Raw genomic sequence first — 19981 nt, 5'->3', positions numbered from 1 at the left:
TCTATCATCTTCATATGCCATCTTGATTTTTAGGGACATTTACTGAATATCCCTACTTATCAGGAGTTTTTGATTTACGATTAAAATAAAAAAATGGTTGTCTCACGACAACCAATCTTTGTAAACCTTAAATCTAATACTATGAAAAAACATATTGCAAATATAATTGCAGAAAATGTATTTTACAAATGATATTATAATAAAAAATTACATGTTAACAAAATTTGTATATTTGTTTTGTTGTTAATGAATATAAAGGTCTGTTTAAATTTTGCTTTAAGTCTGTTCTTCGTTTTTTTGAGGATGTTTGTTGTTTTTATAAAAAAATGATAACATGTGATTCGGCGAATGAAAACGTAAAGGTGACCTGAATAGAACTTATTTTGGCAATTTCTTTTGAAAGAACTTCTTAAAAAACAATATTTGATAGTCAATGGAATTCCCCCAATATTGAGAATTATGTTCACCGGGACGGACAATATAGTCATGTGCGATACCCTGTTTTAATAGGGTATTATGGAGATTATTATTTACTTCAAAAAAGAAATCTTTAAATCCGCAATCAAAAATAATGGCGAGTTTTCCGTCTTGTAATTTATTTATTTGATTGATGACCGTGTGATTGTCCCATATTTCTTTGTTATTTATATATTCACCTAACTGTTTTTTCATATCCCAATTGTCAGGAAAAGGGCGAATATCTACTCCCCCGCTGGTGCTTCCGGCAGCTCCGAATATATCTTGATGACGAATAGCCAACCATAAAGCTCCGTGTCCTCCCATACTTAAGCCAGTGATCGCCCTGCCTGTTCTATCGTCGCGAGTAGAAAAATTTTTATCGACATAAGAGACCAGTTCTTTTGATATGAATGTTTCGAATTGCGACTCTTTATTAAACGGGCTATCCCAGTACCAACTGTTTTCTCCGTTAGGACAGACAAAAATTATGCTGTCTTGCGTAGCTGTTTGCGAAAGATCTTTCTTTATATCCGGCCATGTGTTTTGATTTCCTCCATATCCGTGCAATAAGTAAATGACCGGATAAGTTGCAGACGGATTATAGTTTGTAGGGGTAATGATTACGCAAGGGATGTCCTTATTCATCGCATCGCTTTTTACCTTTGTTTTGATTATTTCTGCCTGTGATGAGACTACACAAAAAATAAAGAGCAAGAAACTTAAAGTCTTTTTCATAATCATATCGGAAAAATAAATTAGAGACGTTATTAACGTTTAATATAACGAAGTATAAAATCTAAGTTATCATGTAATAGTTCGTAGCCTTTTTCTCCGTTGAATCTTAATTCGGGGACTTTACCTTTTTGCACGGCATTTTCCATAAAGGAGACCCCTAATTCATCACTCAATACGGCTATCCATGCGGTTTCTTCAGGAGTTAACGGCATTTCACCCTCTCCGAGGTCGGTATCTTCCAGTATATCTTTCAAGATAATTTCTTGTTCATTCTCGGGTAAGTCTGTTTTTTCTTCGAAGATGTGCGATTCTTCTTCTGCCCTTTTATCGATTTCTTCTGTTAAATCTTCCGATTTGGGATAAGTATTTACCAATCCCATAATCCACCATTCATTTTGCCAACGTACAAATCCTGCGTACAGACTTGTTTTGTCGCTTTTCATGTCTTCGGGAAATCCTTTTAATGATTTTTGTGTGACTTCGATAATTTCGCCGGTAATGATATGCCGGAAACGAGCATTATATTTGTCTTCGTCGACAAAATCGAAATAACCTGAATATTTACGGGATAAATTTTTTAAAGCTTCATGTGCCGGGTGTTCTTCTCCTAAAAGAATAGCAAGCCATTGAGCAGGAGAGTGTTGCATAAATTCTGTGATCAGGTTATATGCAAAATCATTACACAAGACATTTACCATATCCGGAAGATATTCTTCTGTCCCGTCTTCCTTTGCTGTTGTTACCATGTCGTCTATTTCTTCCTGCATCTGTCTGCCATTGAATTGGAAAAGATAGGATTCGGTTGCTAACCATGCGAAACGTGCTTGTAAAGAATATAAGTTGGTACACTCTTTTGGAGATAGGTCAAAAAATCCTTTTAATTTTTCGTTTGCCGGAGCAGATTCGTATTCTTCGTCCAGAATTTCCATGACCTTTTCTGCTATCCGGGAAAAAAGAGGAGTTTCGGGAGAATAAGGGATTTCTCCTCTGTTTAATTGCATGAAATAGTGCCATGTCAGAAATTGTATATCCTCTGTGTTGATCTCTTCATTTGCATAATCGTTGCATGGAAAAAACGGAAGGGGAGAATTGTATTTCCGGTAATGTTCTTTGGTAAATGCTCTGAAGATACCGGTTTCTGAAATAATATCTTCGAAATATGAGGTAAGGGTACAAGCCAGTTGCTTTTTTTCTTCTTCTTCCAGATAAAAAAGATTTTCATCTGATATTTCGTTTTCCAGTAGATTGTCAAGTACGGTATAGATTTTATTTGCAATTGTCGTATAATAAAAATCTGTACGGGCTGATCCTTGATAAGGATGTAAGGATGCCCAGTCTTTACTGTATATTGTTTGTTTTTTCTTTGTCATGAAGTTTGTTTTTGATTTACAAACTTACGGATTAATAGTTAATTCGGCAATGATTCGGGGTATGTTCTATCTGTTTTCATCACATTTTTTTTACTTTTGTCGTCAGGTTTAAAAGTTTTTGAAAAATATGTCCGGTATGGAAAATATGGAATTTATCGTTCCGTTAGAAAAATGGTATTTAGAGAATAAAAGAGATTTGCCTTGGCGGAATACTACCGATCCGTATGTTATCTGGATATCGGAGGTAATTCTTCAGCAAACCCGAGTTATACAAGGACTTGATTATTTTAATCGCTTTATGACTCGTTTCCCGGATGTAGCCTCTTTGGCGGAAGCTGAAGAGGATGAGGTTTTGAAGTATTGGCAGGGACTCGGGTATTATAGTCGTGCTCGTAATTTACATACTGCCGCTCGGCAAATTATGGACGATTTTGGAGGGCTTTTTCCGAAAAATTATAGGGATGTGCTCTCTTTAAAAGGTATAGGAGAATATACGGCAGCGGCAATCTGTTCGTTTGCATATCGTCAACCTTATGCTGTTGTCGATGGAAATGTATATCGGGTTTTGGCTCGTCTTTTCGATATAGATGTCCCTATCGATTCGACTCAGGGGAAAAAACTTTTTGTAAAACTGGCTTCAGATCTTTTGGACAAGAAACGTCCCGATGTGTATAATCAGGCGATTATGGAGTTGGGTGCATTGCAGTGTGTACCTCGTTCACCTCATTGTGAGTTGTGTCCTTTATCGGACAAGTGCCTTTCTCTTATTTCGGGACGTGTAGAAAAACTTCCGGTAAAACAAGGTAAAACGGTTGTGAAGCCGCGTTTTTTTAATTATCTCTGTATTTCCTATCAGGGAGATACATGGATGCGACAACGCAAAGGAAAAGATATATGGGAGAATTTGTATGAATTTGTGTTGATCGAAACAGATAAAGAGTATTCATTTGAAGAGTTGCAACATACCGAAGAGTACTGTCGGATATTCAACGGTTTAGGAAAAGTAAAAGTGACGGCCTTACCTTTGCAGAAACGTCATGTTTTGTCGCATCGTATTATAAATGCCTATTTTTATTCTATTGAAATAGAGTCCGTTCCGGAAGGACTTTCCGGATATATCCGTATTCCCTATACCGAATTGGAGAATTATGCTGTTTCCCGGTTGACACATATTTATTTGGAACAGCGCAAGTAAATAAGTTGAACTATTTTACTGTTTTATGAATGTTTCTGAAGAAGCTGAAATTTACACTTCCGTATGTTCGTTTTTGATCAAATCCGGGTAGTGTCGAAAAGTCGTATGATTTCGAATGTTCTATTATGAAAATTCCTTCAGGTTTTAGTAATTCCGAATTGAGTACAAGTTCCGGAATTGTGCCGAATTTGGGTAAATCATAAGGTGGATCGGCAAATATAAGATCGAAATTTTCTTTACATGCCGGAATAAATTTGAACACGTCTCCTTTTATCGGGACTAAATTATCTGCGTGCAGTTGTTGCATGACTTTGCGGATAAAGTTATACTGTACCGGATAATTTTCTACACATACTACTTTGGTACATTCTCGTGATAGTAATTCAAAACTGATAGCTCCGGTTCCTGCAAAAAGATCGAGGGCTGTTATACCACTGAAATCGATCAGATTGTTTAATACGTTGAATAAATTTTCCCGGGCAAAATCTGTCGTGGGACGGGCTTTTATATTGGACGGAACGTCAAATCTTCTTTTTCCGTATTTTCCGCTTATAATTCGCATAGAGGTATAACTGTTAAATCGAAAGGAGCTTCGAGGGTTTCTTTTCCTAATTTAAAAAGTTGAGGAGGAAAAATCGACGGCATTACCTGGCGGATATATTCTTGAGCAATGCGAGTTATGATTTGTCGAGGTTCTTTGTCTCCGGTAAGTTGAAGCTCGTCTTTTTCCTGGTCAAATCCTTGTTGCTCCCAAACATTGAGTATATAATAAGCCGCATCATGAATGTCTCCATATTCGAATGAATTGGCGAATAGTAATCCTTTTTTGTTAAAACACGCTATATCTATCCATTTTTTTTGCAGGTGAATATACATTTTAGAATTATTTCCGACTTTACTTCGCTTATAGAAGTATTCGCATAAAGGAGTCAGTTGATGCAAAAACAGAGGATTGTCGAAAGTCCTTTTTAGAAAAGCATAAATGTCTTTGTTTACACCGAACAGATTATATAACTGATTCCTTTGCCATTCATTGCAAAGGATTTTGTCTGTATGGTCGGGAAAACAAAAATCGTAATATATATTCAGTTTATCAGCTTCCGGTTCAATGGATTGGGGAATGAGCGTGAATCGGGAAGATTGTAGTATTATATATGTTTTACGAAAAGTTTTTAATAAAACGGGTTGATTATACACTGCTTCTTCAATAGATTGAAGAGGGGTATTTCCGGTCGGCGGAAATACGATATTTTGTCCTTTGTAAGAGTTGTTGGTTGTCGGATCGGATATGGCAAAATAACATCCGTCGTTTCTCAAACGAATCGATAAAATGTAATTCTCCGTTTTTTCAGGAGGTGTTATTTTGTATATTTGTTCTCCCATAATTCTTTTTCTGGATATTGCCAGTTTAGACAGACTCTTAAAGCCAGATTCTTATTGCAAAAATAGCAAAAGAAAACGGTATGACCTATTTTTGTATTCTACTTTATTTTTAAATAAGATGATAAACGAATTTTTTATTCGAAAATTTGCAGATAATTTGCCATATGCTCCTACGGAGGAGCAGGCCGAACTGATTGCGCGACTTGCCATGTTTCTTTTCGATCGGGATTCCCGATCTTTGTTTTTAATTAACGGATATGCAGGTACGGGTAAAACTTCTTTGATCGGAGCATTGGTACGGACTTTGTCCGGGTTTCAACGGAAGACCGTTCTGTTAGCACCTACGGGTAGAGCTGCAAAAGTTTTTGCAGGCTATGCAGATCATCCGGCTTATACGATTCATAAAAAGATATATCGGCAAAAAGTTTTTTCGGCAGATTATGAGGGTTTTCAGATAACCGACAATCTGCATAAAGATACATTGTTTATTGTCGATGAGGCTTCTATGATTGCCAATGGTGGCGGTGAACAGATGATATATGGTTCAGGCCGGTTATTAGATGATTTGGTAGAATATGTTTATGCGGGAGAAGGTTGTCGCTTGATTTTATTGGGTGATTCGGCTCAGTTGCCTCCGGTAGGACAGACTCGAAGCCCTGCACTTGAGAAAAGTAGTCTGATGAAATACGGGTTGTCTGTTATAGATTTTGAATTACGTCAGGTTGCTCGTCAGTCAGATGATTCAGGAATTCTTTTTAATGCTACCCGCTTGCGTATGTTGATGGGAGAAAATCCGTTACCGCTTCCGAAAATACGTTTGCAAGGTTACACTGATGTGCAGCGGGTCGGGGGTGAGGATTTGATCGAAACTTTATCCTCTGCATATAGTCGGGACGGTATGGATGACACAATTGTAATAACACGTTCCAATAAACGTGCCGGGATTTTTAATCAAGGAATTCGCAATCAGATACTTTATCGGGAAGAAGAGCTTACTTCGGGAGACTTGCTTTTGGTTGCGAAGAATAACTATTTTTGGAGTCGGGAGTATAAAGATCTCGATTTTATAGCCAATGGAGATGTCGCCCGTGTTGTGAAGGTGAGGAATACTCGTGAAATGTACGGATTTCGTTTTGCTGATGTTGCACTTTATTTTCCTGATTATGATGTGGAAATAGAATCTAAAATTATCCTGGATACATTGATGTCCGATGCTCCTTCCTTAACTATGGAAATGAATAATCGTCTTTTTATGAATGTTTTTGAGGATTATTATGATATTCCTAATAAACGAGAGAAGATGAAAAAAATAAAAGTTGATCCTTGGTTTAATGCTTTACAAGTAAAATATGCATACGCTGTTACTTGTCATAAAGCTCAAGGAGGACAATGGAAGAATGTATTTGTGGATATGGGGTATATACGTACCGAAGGGCTTGAACTGGATTTTCTTCGATGGCTTTATACAGCGTTTACCAGGGCTACGGAGCATCTTTATTTAATAAATTTGGAACAAAATCTCGCAGAAGATAAATTAGAGTTATAATACAGGGCTTAATAATCGTACTACCGATTCGCATATTTTATGCCAAAGGGGTCTTTTTTTCCATAAATTCAGAGTGATGCGTCTGCATTTTTTTTGATCGTCCAAAAAGATATTTTTCATTTGTGTGGTGAGCTCCTTACTATACATGAACGCATTTATTTCAAAATTGTGGTCGAAACTTCTGAAATCCAGATTTGTTGATCCTATCGTTGAAAATTCATTGTCGATCGTGATGCTTTTGGCATGAAGAAAACCGTTCTGATAAAAATATATTTTAATGCCGGCTTTTAGCATAGAGGTCAGGTATGAGTGAGATGCTAATTGCAGGATGGGAGAATCAGACTTTTCTGGCAACATTAATCTTACATCTACTTTAGAAAGTGCTGCGACCTGCAAAGCTTTCATCAGACTTTCAGTAGGCAGAAAATACGGAGTCTGTATGTATATATGCTGTTTGGCGTTTGAAATGGCTTTCAGGAATGAAAGCGAAATACCTTTCCATTCACCTATCGGGCCGCTGGTGAGAATTTGAACATTTATGTTTCCGGTACGTGGTACGGGCGGAAAGTAGATGTTGTCGGACAGCAACTCTCTTGTCGTAAAACTCCAGTCGATAGAAAATGCAGTTTGTAATCCGTACACGGCAGGGCCGATAATCCGTATGTGCGTATCTCTCCATATTCCCCATGCCACACCATCTTGATATCTGTCGGCGATATTCATTCCTCCGACATATCCTATTTTCCCGTCTATGATGACTATTTTTCGGTGGTTTCGGTAATTCAGTTTATTGGCTAATTGAGGAAAAGTGACTTTTAGAAATGGGCGTACATCGACACCCGCTGCCTCCATTTCGTCAAAAAAATGCTGTTTCACTTTCCAGCAACCCACATCATCATAAATAACTCGTACGATTACTCCTTCTTTAACTTTATCGATTAAAAGTTGTTTAATCGTATTTCCGAGTCGGTCGTTGGCAAAAATGTAATATTGCAGGTGAATGAATGTTTGGGCATTTTTAATATCTTCTATCAAAGAGGCGAATTTATCTTTTCCGTTGGTAAAAACTGTTACTTCGTTACCGGGATGCAGTCCTGATTTCCCGAGTGTGTATGCCAATCGTATTTGTTGTTTACTTTCTTCGGATAAAGGCATTTCTTGTAGATCTACATCGGGGTCTTCTGTAAGTTGTTGAAGTTTTCTTTTCCCTTTTCGTGAAATCATGTGTTGTCTTCTATATTCCTGACCGAAGAAGAAGTAAAAGACGATGCCGACAATGGGTAGGAAGAGAAGAACGACTATCCACGCAATACTTTTTACCGGATTGCGGTTTTCCGATATAATAACCAAAATTGTACCTATAATAGTGATCAGATATATTACGTACAGACTATTATATACCCACTGATCGATGTTTTGAATTATATTCAGATAAAGCATGGAATCGGTTATTTTGGATATTTTTTGAAAAGCTAAATTAAGTATAAAAAATGAATTTATCAATATTTATGTCGATAAGAACCTATCTAAATTTTGTGTGGGGGAGGTTTTGAGAATTTTTTAGAGGCTATTTTGTTTTTTTATAAGGATGATAACGGGCTATCTGATGAATAAAAGCGGGGAAACCGATTGGAAAAATATAGAGATAACCCGATATAATTTCCTGCATCGGAAAATTTAAGCAGGTTCTAAAGAAAATATACATGATAATGAATTAAAAAATAATACTTTTGCACTCGTTTTAATACAATAGGCAATACTCTATTGTTTTCTTGATAAATTTCAGGTAGAGATATTTTTGAGGAGAATGAAGAAAGATTATTTGAATGATGTGTTTAAAACACTCTTGTGGACATTGTTGTTCCTCGTGTTGTTTTCATTCGTTCCCGAGATAAAAGTAGGTTCGTTTACTTCCCGCAAAGTAGATATGCTTTCCGATATTCGTCTGGTGAAACCGCAGTCGCATGCGAAAGGACCGGATCGGCCTGTTATTGCCGATTCCGATACGCTTGTTGTAAAGAGAGATACGGTCGTTCGGCAAAAAAAGCCTGTACACAAGCCTAATGGAGTCGTTTTATTTGAAGATTATTCTGAAGACGGATCGGGATTGAATCGCTTTTGTCATGCGCTGGATGAAGTGAAAAAACGTCCGGTGAGAATAGCTTTTCTGGGAGATTCTTTTATAGAGGCCGATATTTTGACTCAGAATATTCGAGAAGAATTGCAAGAACGTTTTGGTGGGAGAGGAGTCGGGTATGTTCCTATGGCTTCGATGACAGCGGGTTTTCGACGGACGGTCAGACATCAGTTCGATCATTGGTCGACCGTGTCGACTGTGAGTCATACAAAGCTGGATAAAAATAGTATTTTTATAGCCGGTCAATATTTTATACCTGAAGACGGAGTATCTGCAACTTTTAAAGGTACTTCGTCATTGAAAGGGCTGAGTGCTTTTGGTTCAGCGAAATTTTTGTTTGTAAATCGGGAGAATACGGAGATTCGTTTAGCGATCAATAAGGAGGATGTTCGTGTGTATAAACCGCTTTCGGCAGATAGTTTGCAATGTATCGAAATAGAAGGTGAAATTTCTTCGTTGGATATTAAGTTATCTCATCCGTCGGGATTTACGGCCTTTGGAGTGTATTTAAATGACAAAATCGGGATATGTGTCGATAACTACTCTTTGAGAGGTACTTCCGGAACACATTTGTCTCAGGTAAATGTTTCTCTTAGCCGTGAAATGTCCCGATATGTAGATTATGATTTGATCGTATTGGAATACGGGCAAAATGTCGTTTCTAAAGATGTTTATGATTATCGTGCATATACCGACCGAATGATAAAAGTCGTTCGACATTTAAAAGAGTGCTATCCCGATTCGGATATTCTCATTATGGGAATCGGTGATCGGAGCAGGCGGGGAACAAACGGATTTGAAACGATGCCCGAGATATACGAAATGATTGCAGCCCAGCGAAAAATCGCACGAGATACGAAATCTGTTTTTTGGGATACTTTTATGGCGATGGGAGGGGAGAACAGTATGGTCTCTTATGTAGAGCATAAACCGGTTTGGGCAAATAAAGATTATACCCATATTACACATGCCGGAGGACGTCCGATAGCAAAAAAAATTGTTGAAGCATTAATGTATCGTTATAATCAGGAGTCTGGATTATGAGATATTTTACCGTTATTTCCATACTTGTATTTTCTTTGTGCTTTTTTCGTGTAACGAATGCACAAACGAATATATCCGTTACTGTCAAGGATAGTTTGACGGAATATCCTTTTATTCGTGTGAAAGAAAATATTTTGTCCGATTCTTTAAATACGATGGCTTTGTTTTATGAAAAATTGAAGATTTTGAAGTCGGATACAGATACGGTTCGGAAAGTAGTTAATATTCTTCATCTTGGGGATTCCCATATTCAGGCCGGTTTCTTGAGCGGACAAATGATGAGCCGTTTTCAGTCCGATTTTGGAAATGCGGGCAGAGGACTGATCGTCCCTTTGAAATTGATCAAGAGTAATGAGCCTCGTGACTATGCAATCCGTTCGACAGCATCGTGGTTCGGGTGTCGGTGCGTTGATCGCAAAAATTATCCGTGTCCGGGACTCGGGGGAATGGCTGTCGCAACTCGGGATACATCTTTCTTTTTTGATATTGCAACTTTGAGTAAGACCGATTCTTGCAATGCTTTTTGTTCGGTAACGGTTTTTCATCATCCGAGGACATCGCCTTTATCTGTCGTTTCGCAAAAAAAAGGAGTGAATTATTATCCTACTCGCTGGCCGTTTGCTTCTCGTATCGAATTAGATACATTAGTATGTAACCTGCATTTGAAGGGGCAGTCTATGCTCGGCGATACGAGTATTTATTATGCTATGAGTCTTGAAAACCAAAATTCGGGTATATTATATCACTCATCGGGTATTAACGGGAGTTGTTATTCTCATTATGTCGAGGCCGGACAAGTTTTGAATCAGACTGCGGCGTTGACTCCGGATCTTATCATTTTATCATTGGGAACGAATGAAGCTTTCGGAAAATGTGACCAAAAAGATATTTATGACCAGATAGATCGGGTAGTGTCTATGTTGCGGGATATTCATCCCGGAGCAGTATTTCTGTTGACTACACCTCCTGAATGTCATCGGCGAGTCCGGCGAAAGGGGAAAAAGAAGTATTATTATACCTATGTTACTAATACAAAAGTCGAGAAGGTTGCTGAAACAATCCGTAGGTATGCCGTCGATAAAGGCCTCGCCTGTTGGGACCTTTTCTCTATATCCGGAGGTCGGGGATCAGCTAAATCATGGGTGAAATATCAGCTTTCGGCGCGAGACAGGATACATTTTAATATAAAGGGATATGAATTGCAGGGAAACTTGCTGTATGATGCGATTATAAAAGGTTATAACGATTATGTTGGAAAATAATAATTGGTTGGGTGAGATATTTGAAAAGCTTGGATTGGATATTCATAAATTGGGTGTTCAGTTTCTATATGATCCGAATAACCCGATGTTGTTCAATAGCGGTTTTTTCTTTTTCTTGTTCCTTGCATTTTTGTTTTTATACCGCTATTGCCGCAAAAATGAACTGTTGCGGAATCTATATGTAATGTTGTTTTCATTCTATTTCTATTATAAATCGAGCGGTATTTATTTATTGGTGCTTATATTTGTCTGTACATTCGATTTTTTTATAGGCAGACTTTTGTATCGTACAGAACGAAAAGTATCACGCAAATGGTTAGTTACATTAAGCCTTATCGTTAATATTTGCATGTTAGGGTATTTTAAATATACCAATTTTATTTTCGATCTGTTTTATAGTGCTGTCAACAGACAATTCGAACCATTCGATATTGTTTTGCCCGTAGGGATTTCGTTTTTTACTTTTCAGTCGATGAGCTATATCATCGATATTTACCGCAAACAGATAGAACCTTTGCAAAGATGGCGGGATTATGCTTTTTATGTTTCTTTTTTCCCCCAATTAGTTGCCGGGCCTATTGTCAGGGCACGAGATTTTATTCCACAGATGAAACAGCCGGTTTTTGTTTCCGGAGAAATGTTCGGTCGGGGAATGTTCCTTATTATGGCTGGTCTGTTTAAAAAAGTCGTTATATCCGACTATATCAGTCTTAATTTCGTAGATCGCATTTTTGATAATCCGACGTTATATACAGGATTTGAAAATTTGATGGGTGTATATGCTTACGCTTTACAGATATATTGTGATTTTTCAGGGTATTCTGATATGGCGATAGGGATAGCGTTGTTGTTAGGCTTTCGTTTTAACATCAATTTTGATTCTCCATATAAATCGACATCGATCACCGAGTTTTGGAGACGGTGGCATATTTCCTTGTCTTCATGGTTAAGAGACTATCTGTATATATCTATGGGGGGCAATCGTAAAGGTAAAGTCCGTACCTATATCAATCTGATGCTGACCATGTTGATCGGCGGATTTTGGCATGGAGCTTCTTTACTGTTTGTTTTGTGGGGTGCTTGGCATGGATTGTTATTGGTACTTCATAAATGGTTCAGAAGCATATTCCCTGCATCTAAAGAAGTGCGCAGTCGTTGGCATTGGACTAATGTTTTAAGCATAATCCTCACATTTAATTTGGTCTGTATCGGTTGGGTATTTTTCAGGTCTCCCTCTATGGAGGTGGCAAAGTCTGTATTTTCCCGTATTTTCACCGAGTTTCATCCGGAGATTGTTTGGGATTTTATATCGGGATATGCCAATGTCTTGTTTTTTATCTGTTTAGGATTTTTGTTGCATTTTCTTCCTCATCGTTATTCTGAGGGTGTGGCGAGGAAAATAGAAATGTCTCCGGTACCCGTTAAGGCTTTTGCGTTTGCATTGTTGATTGTGTTGGTAATACAGATAAAATCGAGCGAGTTGCAGCCGTTCATTTATTTTCAATTTTAATGATTGCTTTGTTAATAATTCATTTTAAAAAGGATTTATTTAAGAAAAAGATTATCTTTGTATAATAACTTGAAAAATGATTGTTATGAAAAAGTATTTAAGTCAGATTATATTGTTGATGATGTTCATCCCTGTTTTTGCTCAGGAAAAAAGTAGTTCAAGCAGTGGTGATGTAAAAGTGTTGAACGCTTCGAATTTTACTGCCGAGACGGCAAAAGGTGTTGTTTTGGTAGATTTTTGGGCAACGTGGTGTCCTCCATGTCGGCAGATGTCTCCGATTGTCGATGAAATAGCTAAAGAATTGAAAGGAAAGGCCAAATTCGGAAAAGTCGATGTTGATTCGAATAAAGATTTGGCTACAAAATATCAAATAAGATCGATTCCGACATTTATTCTTTTTAAGAACGGGAAAAAAGTAGATCAGATTGTCGGAGCTGTGGAGAAAAAAGATCTGAAAGATTTTGTATTGAAGCATGTCGATAAGAAGTAAAAGAAGATCGAATAATATTTAGCGGGAATCTGTCCGAATTGATAAGTTCGGACAGATTTTGTTTTATGGAGTAGTTTTATTTTATGTTAATTGTAATGCGAGGTTTATTTATTGCGTTTGTAGCTTTTTTGTATTCAGGTTTACTATATGCCGGTGACGGTTCTGTTTCTTCCCCTTTTACGGTAGAAGAAGCATTGTCGAAGAAAAACAACAATATGTTGTGTTATGTGAGCGGTTATATTGTAGGAGAATATGTTAATTATAGTAATAATAAGCATTTTTATAATATGGCTCCTCCATTTGAAGGGACATCTACTTATCTAATTGCGGATATGCCTTTTGAATACAGGCTCGAAAAATGTATGACTGTGCAGTTAGGAGCGGCTAATACGGATATTTGTAATTTAGGTGAATATCCTGTGTATTGGAATAAAAAGTTGCTTTTGCAAGGTAATTTGTCTTTATTTCAGACATTACCGGGGATTAAGAATCTCAAAAATTTTGTTTTACCCGAACAACCGTTAGAAGATGAAACGGTATATTGGAATATTTTTGAAGATTTTGAAACAAAGAATGGATATAAGCCTGTTTCCGGAGATATGTATGGAGGAGGAGTTTTTTATGGAGAGGATAATGCGATTCCTTGGGTATTCGAAGGTGCTACTTTAGGTGAAACAGGAAAAGATGCCAAATGGGACGGAGCTTCGGCTCATTTGCGGTTGACGGAGAGTACGTCTGGTAATCCCGGAGCTATTTATATGAAAGAGGATAAGTCGAATGGGATCGGTTACATTCGTTTTTGGGCTGCGTTTTATGATACCGATAAAAAAGGACGGATTGCGGTTTATATTTCAGGTGATCAGGGTGAATCTTGGGAGAGCGTGGCTTCTGGACTTACTCCTGAAAAGACTCTGAAAGAGTTTCAGGTATTGGTGAATCGGCCTGGAAACTATCGGGTGAAAATCGCTAAATCTGAAAATTCTTCTGATGGTGTTAACATCGATAATATTCGTATTAGCGATTATTTGCAACCGTCTGCTGTTATTCGTTCAGAGAAGGATGATACTTTTAGCGTATCGGCAAATAACGGAATATTATCTTTGAGTTTTACAGATGAAGTTGATGGCGTCGATATATATACGATAAACGGCTCTTTAGCCTTTTCGATAAAAGACCGTATAAAACATATTTCTATACCTCTATTGCCGGGAGTGTATATTATACGAAGTGAATCGTATATTCGGAAAATTGTATTATAGTCTTGATAAAGCCGTTTAAGAGTCGAAACTTGTGAATAGCACATTGTTTACATTGGGTAGAGGAATCGGGCAAGTAATGTTTCAGAACAATGCTTTGTCCGGAATAATAATGCTATTGGGGATATTTCTCAATTCATGGCAGATAGGATTATTGGCTTTAGCCGGTAATGGCGCAGGTATACTGACAGCATACTTGTCGGGATATAAGCAGGAAGATATAAGAGCCGGGTTGTATGGTTTTAACGGTACGTTAGTGGGAATAGCAATAGGCGTATTTATGCAAATTTCGTTGGTATCTTTATTATTGATGATTATCGCATCTGCTTTTTCTACATGGGTTACCCGATTATTCGGTAGTCAAAGATGGTTGCCGGGATTTACAGCCCCGTTTATTATAACAGTATGGTTGTTATTGGGTATATGTTCATTTTTTTTCCCTTCATTATTATTGCCGACATCTTCTTCTGTTATAGAGTGTAAGCCGGACTTGTTTCGTGCGTTCAGTCTGAATATCGGTCAGGTAATGTTTCAGGGTGAGACAATCGTTTCCGGCTTGTTTTTTTTAGCGGCAATTTTTATAAATTCCCGTTTGAATGCTTTTTATGTAGTAATGGCCTCTTTGCTTTCTGTTGTCGTTTCATTATTTTGGGGAGTCGAATATTCGATGTTGAATATGGGGCTGATGGGATATAATGGTGTGTTATGCGCAATTGCTTTAGGAGATAAAACATGGAAAGGCGCATTTTATTCAGTGTTATCTGTCTTGATATCGATATTATTACAGTTTACCGGGATGAAATTTGGAATGGTTACATTAACTGCGCCGTTTGTTTTGTCTGTATGGTGTATAATGGGAATCAATAAATTGGCATCCGGAAAAAAGAGGTTGAACGTTCTTGGTTGATAATGTAGCGTCTTTAACTGCCGGAATTTAAACAGGGCTTTTAATGAATGGCTTTCTTTTTAATCGGAAGTTTAGGAAACATTTTCCTGAAACGAACCATATAAGTAGTTATATTTCCTCCTGCGATAATAAGGGTTACAGCCAAAATAATCATTAATATTCCGCAGCATAATCTTGGAGTCAGAACCTCCCCGAAAACGGTTACTCCGAAAAAAACGGCGGTCAGGGGTTCTAATGCTCCGAGAATTGCAGTCGGAGTAGATCCTATATATTGAACAGCCTGAGTAGTACAGAGGAAGGATATGGCTGTCGGGAAAATAGCCAAAGCTATTAAATTGCCCCAAAGATACCATGTATCGACAGTGAGTAAGCTTTTCCCGAAATCGACACGTACCAAAAATAGAGTCATTCCGAATAATAAAATGTAGAAAGTAAGTTTGAGTGTTGCAATTTCTTTTAATATCGACCTGTTGACACCGACTATATAAATTGCATAAGAGAGGGCGGAGACCATTACTAAAATTATTCCGGTCGTGCTGAGAGTTGAACCGCTACTTGTTTTATAGAGTAATCCGATGCCGACTAATGCCAACAAAATACAAGAAATCGTTAGCAGAGTCAGCTTTTCTTTAAAAACGAAAGCCATGATCAGAGCTACCATAATCGGGTAAACAAATAGCAATGTTGATGCAATGCCGGCTTCCATATAATTATAGCTTAAAAATAGCGCTAATGAGGAGAGAGCTACTAATAGCCCCATGATGACCAATGGCAATACTTCTTTTCGTTGTAGTTTGAAGTTGCGTCCTCTTGCCTTGATCATGATTCCTAATACCGGAATAGCGAACAGATATCTGAAAAAAAGAACAGAATCCGGATTCATTCCTGCTTTATATAGAGGGAGAGCGAACAGAGGATTCATTCCGTAAGCTGCAGCTGCGATAATACCTAAGATATAACCTTTGGTTTTTGTGTTCATGTTTTTATAATTGAATAATAGATCAACCGTTTGCGTTCTTTTTTCCGTTAAGTATAATTTATCGGAAAAACGACAGCAAAGATACGCTATTGTTTTTGGAAAATATTCTTGTTCGCTATGCATCTTTCTTTTAATTTTGTATTTAACATAGTAGAATTGAATATTCCTTGGAAGATGATGAAAGTAGCTCTATTTATCCCTTGCTATATCAATGCGGTATATCCTCAAGTGGGCATTGCTTCATATAAGTTGCTGAAAAGTTTGGGCGTAGATATTGATTATCCGATAGACCAGACTTGTTGCGGTCAACCGATGGCGAATGCCGGGTTTGAAAATGAAGCAGTTGATTTAGCCCGTCGTTTTGATGAACGTTTTAAAGATTACGATTATATAGTAGGACCTTCGGCAAGTTGTGTCGTATTTGTTCGGGATAATTATGGACGGCTGTTGCAAAAAGATAAGCATCATTGCGCCAGTGAAGGTAAAATATATGATATTTGTGAGTTTATTCATGATGTGATTAAACCGACTTCTCTGAAAGCGAGGTTTCCTCATAAAGTAAGTATCCAGAATAGCTGTCATGGGGTTCGTTTGATGAATTTGTCGTCTCCGAGTGAATTGAATATCCCATATTTCAGTAAATTGCGGGATTTATTGTCTTTGGTGGAAGGAATAGAAATCGTAGAACCGGAACGAAGAGACGAATGTTGTGGTTTCGGCGGTATGTTCGCCATAGAAGAAGATGCCGTATCTGTACAGATGGGACATGATAAAGTAATGCGGCATATAGCTACCGGAGCAGAATATATTGTGGGAGCAGACAGTTCGTGTTTAATGCATCAGAACGGTATTATTCTCCGAGAGAAATTACCGATAAAGACATTGCACATAGTTGAAGTTTTAGCAGCAGGATTATGAGTACGAAGCATTCTAAAGCGGCAGCAGAGTTTTTGAAAAACAAAAAACAGGCTGCATGGCATGATGAAACTCTTTGGTTGGTAAGAGAAAAACGGGATAAATTGAGTAAGGAAGTTCCTGAATGGGAAGAGCTGCGTGATATGGCCTGTGCTACCAAATTATATAGTAACAGCCATTTGGATGAGCTTTTAGTGGAGTTTGAGGCAAATGCGCAGGCAAATGGTGCTCATGTACATTGGGCGAAGGATGGTGAGGAGTATTGTAACATCGTTTATCGCATCTTGGAACAGCATGGTGTCAGGCATTTTATTAAGAGCAAGTCGATGTTGGCGGAGGAGTGTGAATTGAATCCTTTTCTTGAGAGTAAAGGGATTGAGGTAGTGGAGAGTGACTTGGGTGAACGTATTTTGCAATTGATGCATCTTAAACCCAGCCATATTGTTCTTCCTGCTATTCATATAAAGAGAGAACAGGTCGGGAAATTATTCGAAAAAGAGATGGGTACGGAAAAAGGAAATTTTGACCCTACTTATTTAACTCATGCTGCCCGGAAGAATCTTCGCCAAAAATTTATTCATGCAGAAGCCGCAATGACCGGATGCAACTTTGCCGTGGCATCTACGGGTGAAGTTGTCGTGTGTACTAATGAAGGAAATGCCGATATGGGAGTTTCTCAGCCTAAATTGCAGATTGCGGCTTTCGGAATAGAGAAAATTGTTCCGGACCGTAAATCTTTAAGCATATTTACCCGGCTATTGGCGCGTTCGGCAACAGGACAACCTATAACGACATATACCTCTCATTATCGTAAGCCGAGAGCAGGAGGTGAGTTTCATATTATATTGGTCGATAACGGGCGCAGTAAAATTCTTGCAGATCAAAATCACATAAAAGCATTGAATTGCATACGTTGTGGAGCTTGTATGAATACGTGTCCCGTATATCGTAGAAGCGGAGGTTATTCATATACCTATTTTATTCCCGGACCTATAGGTGTCAATTTGGGAATGTTGAAAGCTCCGTTGCAGTATTCAGATAATGTTTCTGCTTGTTCGTTGTGTTATTCATGCTCGAATGTTTGCCCCGCTAAGGTAGATTTGGCAGAACAAATTTATTTGTGGAGACAAGATTTGGATAAATTTAATAAAGCTGATCGAATGAAAAAAATGATGTCCGGAGGTATGAAATTTATAATGAAACGTCCTCCGATTTTTAATACAGCATTGAGATTAGCCCCGTTATCTAATCACATGCCCCGTTATCTTATTTATAATAAATTGAATACTTGGGGGAATGGTCGTGAGATGCCGCAATTCTCAGGAAAGAGTTTTAATGAAATGTGGAAAAATGGAGATGTGAAGTGAATATGAGCAGTAGAGAAAATATATTGCAGAATATCCGGAATGCTGTGCATAAAAAATATGAAAAACCGGAATTGGAAACTTTGAAAAAGCATGCTTTAGTCTATCCGGATGTGATAATGCAATTTCAAAGTATGGTAAAACAAGTCGGTGGAGAATCGCATCTGTTGAATAAGGGTGAGGATATTAACGATATAATCATAAAAGCATATCCCGAAGCAAAGCGTATAGCTTCTAATATCAGTGAAATTTCTTGTGCGACATTTAATCCGGATGATGTCGCTGACCCGGCGGATTTGGACGGTACGGATCTTGCAATTGTTTCAGGTAAGATCGGTGTAGCGGAAAATGGGGCTGTCTGGATAGAGCAAGATGTAAAGTTGCGAGCTGTTTATTTTATTGCGGAAAAACTCGTTATTTTATTAGATAAGGAGAATATCGTAAATAATATGCACGAGGCATACGAGGAAATCGATACGGGAGAATACGGTTTTGGCGTGTTTATTTCCGGACCGTCTAAAACTGCAGATATAGAGCAAGCATTGGTTATGGGGGCTCATGGTGCGAGAGATGTGATGGTGATATTGAAGTGATGCTGTTAATTTAACTTTTTTGTAAGTAAAAAATCTTTGATCCCTATTGTTATAAAATTTAGAGCGAGAATTTTACGAAATCCAGGCTCTAAATTACCTATATTTGTTTATACGTCTTGCGATAGATTTGTAAAAAAGTCTTCATTATATCTGCTTTTTTATTTGTATTGTTATTTCAGTTCAATATAAATAGTAATTGTGATTCGTTATATAGACGATCTTATAAATTGTTTATACTCATTTTTGATATGGAAATTTGTTTTTCTAAATAAATTGAGTTATCTTGAGACATGAACTTTAAAAATAAAAATGCTATGGAAATGATACCTATCGGAAAAAATGCGGGAATGTTATGGAATCTTTTGGAGAGCGGTTCTGAATTTTCTGTCAGTCAGCTTGTTTCTAAATTAGATATGACACGAGACGATCTTTTTTCTGCTATCGGCTGGTTAGCTCGTGAAGGGAAAATATATTGTCGGAAACAGGATAATGAACTTTTTTTCAGTAATAAATGTATTCAAGGTTATTTTCATTTCGGGTAGTTTTAGAGCCTATAGTCTAAATTTTCCGTCAAAAAATATTATCAAGCCGTCTTTACGTTTTTTTCTAATCTGTTTTTTTAGTTTTCATTTGTGGTAATTCGATATCCTCTTTATAGAAACGGCAAAACATTCTCAAAAGAATTTCTCAAAGCTGACCCGAATGAAATTAAACAGGCTCTTAAAGATTCTATATTTAGTATAGTATTTTGTTATCTTAAAATAAAAGAGTCCGCTCATTTATGACATGAACCCCAAAAGTTGGATGGTTTAACATTATTAAGAGGCTCTCTTAGA

The 19981-nt window shown here is 37.6% G+C and carries 18 protein-coding genes; 12 read left to right on the top strand and 6 right to left on the bottom strand.

Annotation, left to right across the window (positions count from 1 at the left end):
• Nucleotides 1-378: 378 nt before the first annotated feature.
• Both AC0UMU_RS12435 and AC0UMU_RS12430 read right to left on the bottom strand, forming a co-directional pair.
• Complete coding sequence (locus tag AC0UMU_RS12435; RefSeq protein WP_473979947.1) at nt 379-1194, bottom strand: alpha/beta hydrolase; 816 nt, start codon at nt 1192-1194, stop codon at nt 379-381.
• 32 nt (nt 1195-1226) lie between these two features.
• A complete protein-coding gene (locus AC0UMU_RS12430; protein WP_278714531.1) occupies nt 1227-2564 on the bottom strand; it encodes a DUF3843 family protein in 1338 nt (445 codons plus the stop codon).
• Nucleotides 2565-2700: 136 nt separating this feature from the next.
• Here AC0UMU_RS12430 and mutY point away from each other — a divergent pair, with 136 nt between their 5' ends.
• Complete coding sequence (gene mutY / locus AC0UMU_RS12425) at nt 2701-3759, top strand: A/G-specific adenine glycosylase (protein WP_009318858.1); 1059 nt, start codon at nt 2701-2703, stop codon at nt 3757-3759.
• A 10-nt stretch (nt 3760-3769) separates the two neighbouring features.
• Here the strand turns inward: mutY and AC0UMU_RS12420 are convergent, their stop codons facing one another.
• Together AC0UMU_RS12420 and AC0UMU_RS12415 are read right to left on the bottom strand one after the other, a co-directional pair.
• The gene (locus AC0UMU_RS12420; RefSeq protein WP_009318859.1) at nt 3770-4321 is read right to left on the bottom strand and encodes an RsmD family RNA methyltransferase; all 552 of its coding nucleotides are present in this window, start codon (nt 4319-4321) and stop codon (nt 3770-3772) included.
• Nucleotides 4309-5142, bottom strand: a complete 834-nt coding sequence (locus tag AC0UMU_RS12415; protein ID WP_009318860.1) for a DUF3822 family protein — start codon at nt 5140-5142, stop codon at nt 4309-4311. Before AC0UMU_RS12415 ends, AC0UMU_RS12420 begins: the two co-directional genes overlap by 13 nt.
• Before the next feature lie 118 nt (nt 5143-5260).
• Between AC0UMU_RS12415 and AC0UMU_RS12410 the strand changes: the two genes are divergently transcribed.
• On the top strand, nt 5261-6688 hold the full coding sequence (locus AC0UMU_RS12410; RefSeq protein ID WP_009318861.1) for an ATP-dependent DNA helicase: 1428 nt from the start codon (nt 5261-5263) through the stop codon (nt 6686-6688).
• Here the strand turns inward: AC0UMU_RS12410 and cls are convergent.
• Nucleotides 6683-8128 carry a cardiolipin synthase gene (gene cls, locus AC0UMU_RS12405; RefSeq protein ID WP_278714529.1) on the bottom strand — a complete coding sequence of 482 codons (1446 nt, stop codon included), beginning with the start codon at nt 8126-8128 and terminating at the stop codon, nt 6683-6685. The genes AC0UMU_RS12410 and cls overlap by 6 nt on opposite strands.
• Nucleotides 8129-8495: 367 nt before the next feature.
• On the opposite strand from cls, the gene AC0UMU_RS12400 reads away from it, so the two are divergent.
• The 6 genes from AC0UMU_RS12400 to AC0UMU_RS12375 all read left to right on the top strand — a co-directional run bounded on the left by AC0UMU_RS12400 (nt 8496) and on the right by AC0UMU_RS12375 (nt 15294).
• Nucleotides 8496-9869: an SGNH/GDSL hydrolase family protein gene (locus AC0UMU_RS12400; protein WP_278714528.1), complete on the top strand. Its 1374-nt coding sequence runs from the start codon at nt 8496-8498 to the stop codon at nt 9867-9869.
• Nucleotides 9866-11131, top strand: a complete 1266-nt coding sequence (locus tag AC0UMU_RS12395) for a GDSL-type esterase/lipase family protein (protein WP_278714527.1) — start codon at nt 9866-9868, stop codon at nt 11129-11131. The genes AC0UMU_RS12400 and AC0UMU_RS12395 overlap by 4 nt, the downstream gene beginning before the upstream one ends.
• On the top strand, nt 11118-12641 hold the full coding sequence (locus AC0UMU_RS12390; RefSeq protein WP_278714526.1) for an MBOAT family O-acyltransferase: 1524 nt from the start codon (nt 11118-11120) through the stop codon (nt 12639-12641). Before AC0UMU_RS12395 ends, AC0UMU_RS12390 begins: the two co-directional genes overlap by 14 nt.
• A gap of 85 nt (nt 12642-12726) precedes the next feature.
• Complete coding sequence (gene trxA, locus AC0UMU_RS12385) at nt 12727-13131, top strand: thioredoxin (RefSeq protein WP_270214283.1); 405 nt, start codon at nt 12727-12729, stop codon at nt 13129-13131.
• Between the two features lie 95 nt (nt 13132-13226).
• Nucleotides 13227-14390 (top strand): DUF6359 domain-containing protein, encoded by a 1164-nt coding sequence (locus tag AC0UMU_RS12380; protein WP_022390538.1) that lies wholly within the window; start codon nt 13227-13229, stop codon nt 14388-14390.
• A gap of 31 nt (nt 14391-14421) precedes the next feature.
• A complete protein-coding gene (locus AC0UMU_RS12375; protein ID WP_022390539.1) occupies nt 14422-15294 on the top strand; it encodes an urea transporter in 873 nt (290 codons plus the stop codon).
• Nucleotides 15295-15334: 40 nt separating this feature from the next.
• Here the strand turns inward: AC0UMU_RS12375 and AC0UMU_RS12370 are convergent, their stop codons facing one another.
• Nucleotides 15335-16273 (bottom strand): DMT family transporter, encoded by a 939-nt coding sequence (locus AC0UMU_RS12370; protein WP_009318871.1) that lies wholly within the window; start codon nt 16271-16273, stop codon nt 15335-15337.
• 177 nt (nt 16274-16450) lie between these two features.
• Here AC0UMU_RS12370 and AC0UMU_RS12365 point away from each other — a divergent pair, with 177 nt between their 5' ends.
• The 4 genes from AC0UMU_RS12365 to AC0UMU_RS12350 all read left to right on the top strand — a co-directional run bounded on the left by AC0UMU_RS12365 (nt 16451) and on the right by AC0UMU_RS12350 (nt 19687).
• On the top strand, nt 16451-17191 hold the full coding sequence (locus tag AC0UMU_RS12365) for a (Fe-S)-binding protein (RefSeq protein WP_031258792.1): 741 nt from the start codon (nt 16451-16453) through the stop codon (nt 17189-17191).
• Complete coding sequence (locus AC0UMU_RS12360; RefSeq protein ID WP_009318873.1) at nt 17188-18555, top strand: lactate utilization protein B; 1368 nt, start codon at nt 17188-17190, stop codon at nt 18553-18555. Before AC0UMU_RS12365 ends, AC0UMU_RS12360 begins: the two co-directional genes overlap by 4 nt.
• A 2-nt stretch (nt 18556-18557) precedes the next feature.
• On the top strand, nt 18558-19145 hold the full coding sequence (locus AC0UMU_RS12355; RefSeq protein ID WP_022601945.1) for a LutC/YkgG family protein: 588 nt from the start codon (nt 18558-18560) through the stop codon (nt 19143-19145).
• Nucleotides 19146-19459: 314 nt separating this feature from the next.
• Nucleotides 19460-19687: a winged helix-turn-helix domain-containing protein gene (locus AC0UMU_RS12350; RefSeq protein ID WP_009318875.1), complete on the top strand. Its 228-nt coding sequence runs from the start codon at nt 19460-19462 to the stop codon at nt 19685-19687.
• Nucleotides 19688-19981 lie beyond the last annotated feature (294 nt).

This window comes from Coprobacter fastidiosus (genome assembly GCF_982245605.1).
This window is presented reverse-complemented; position numbering and strand designations above follow the sequence as displayed.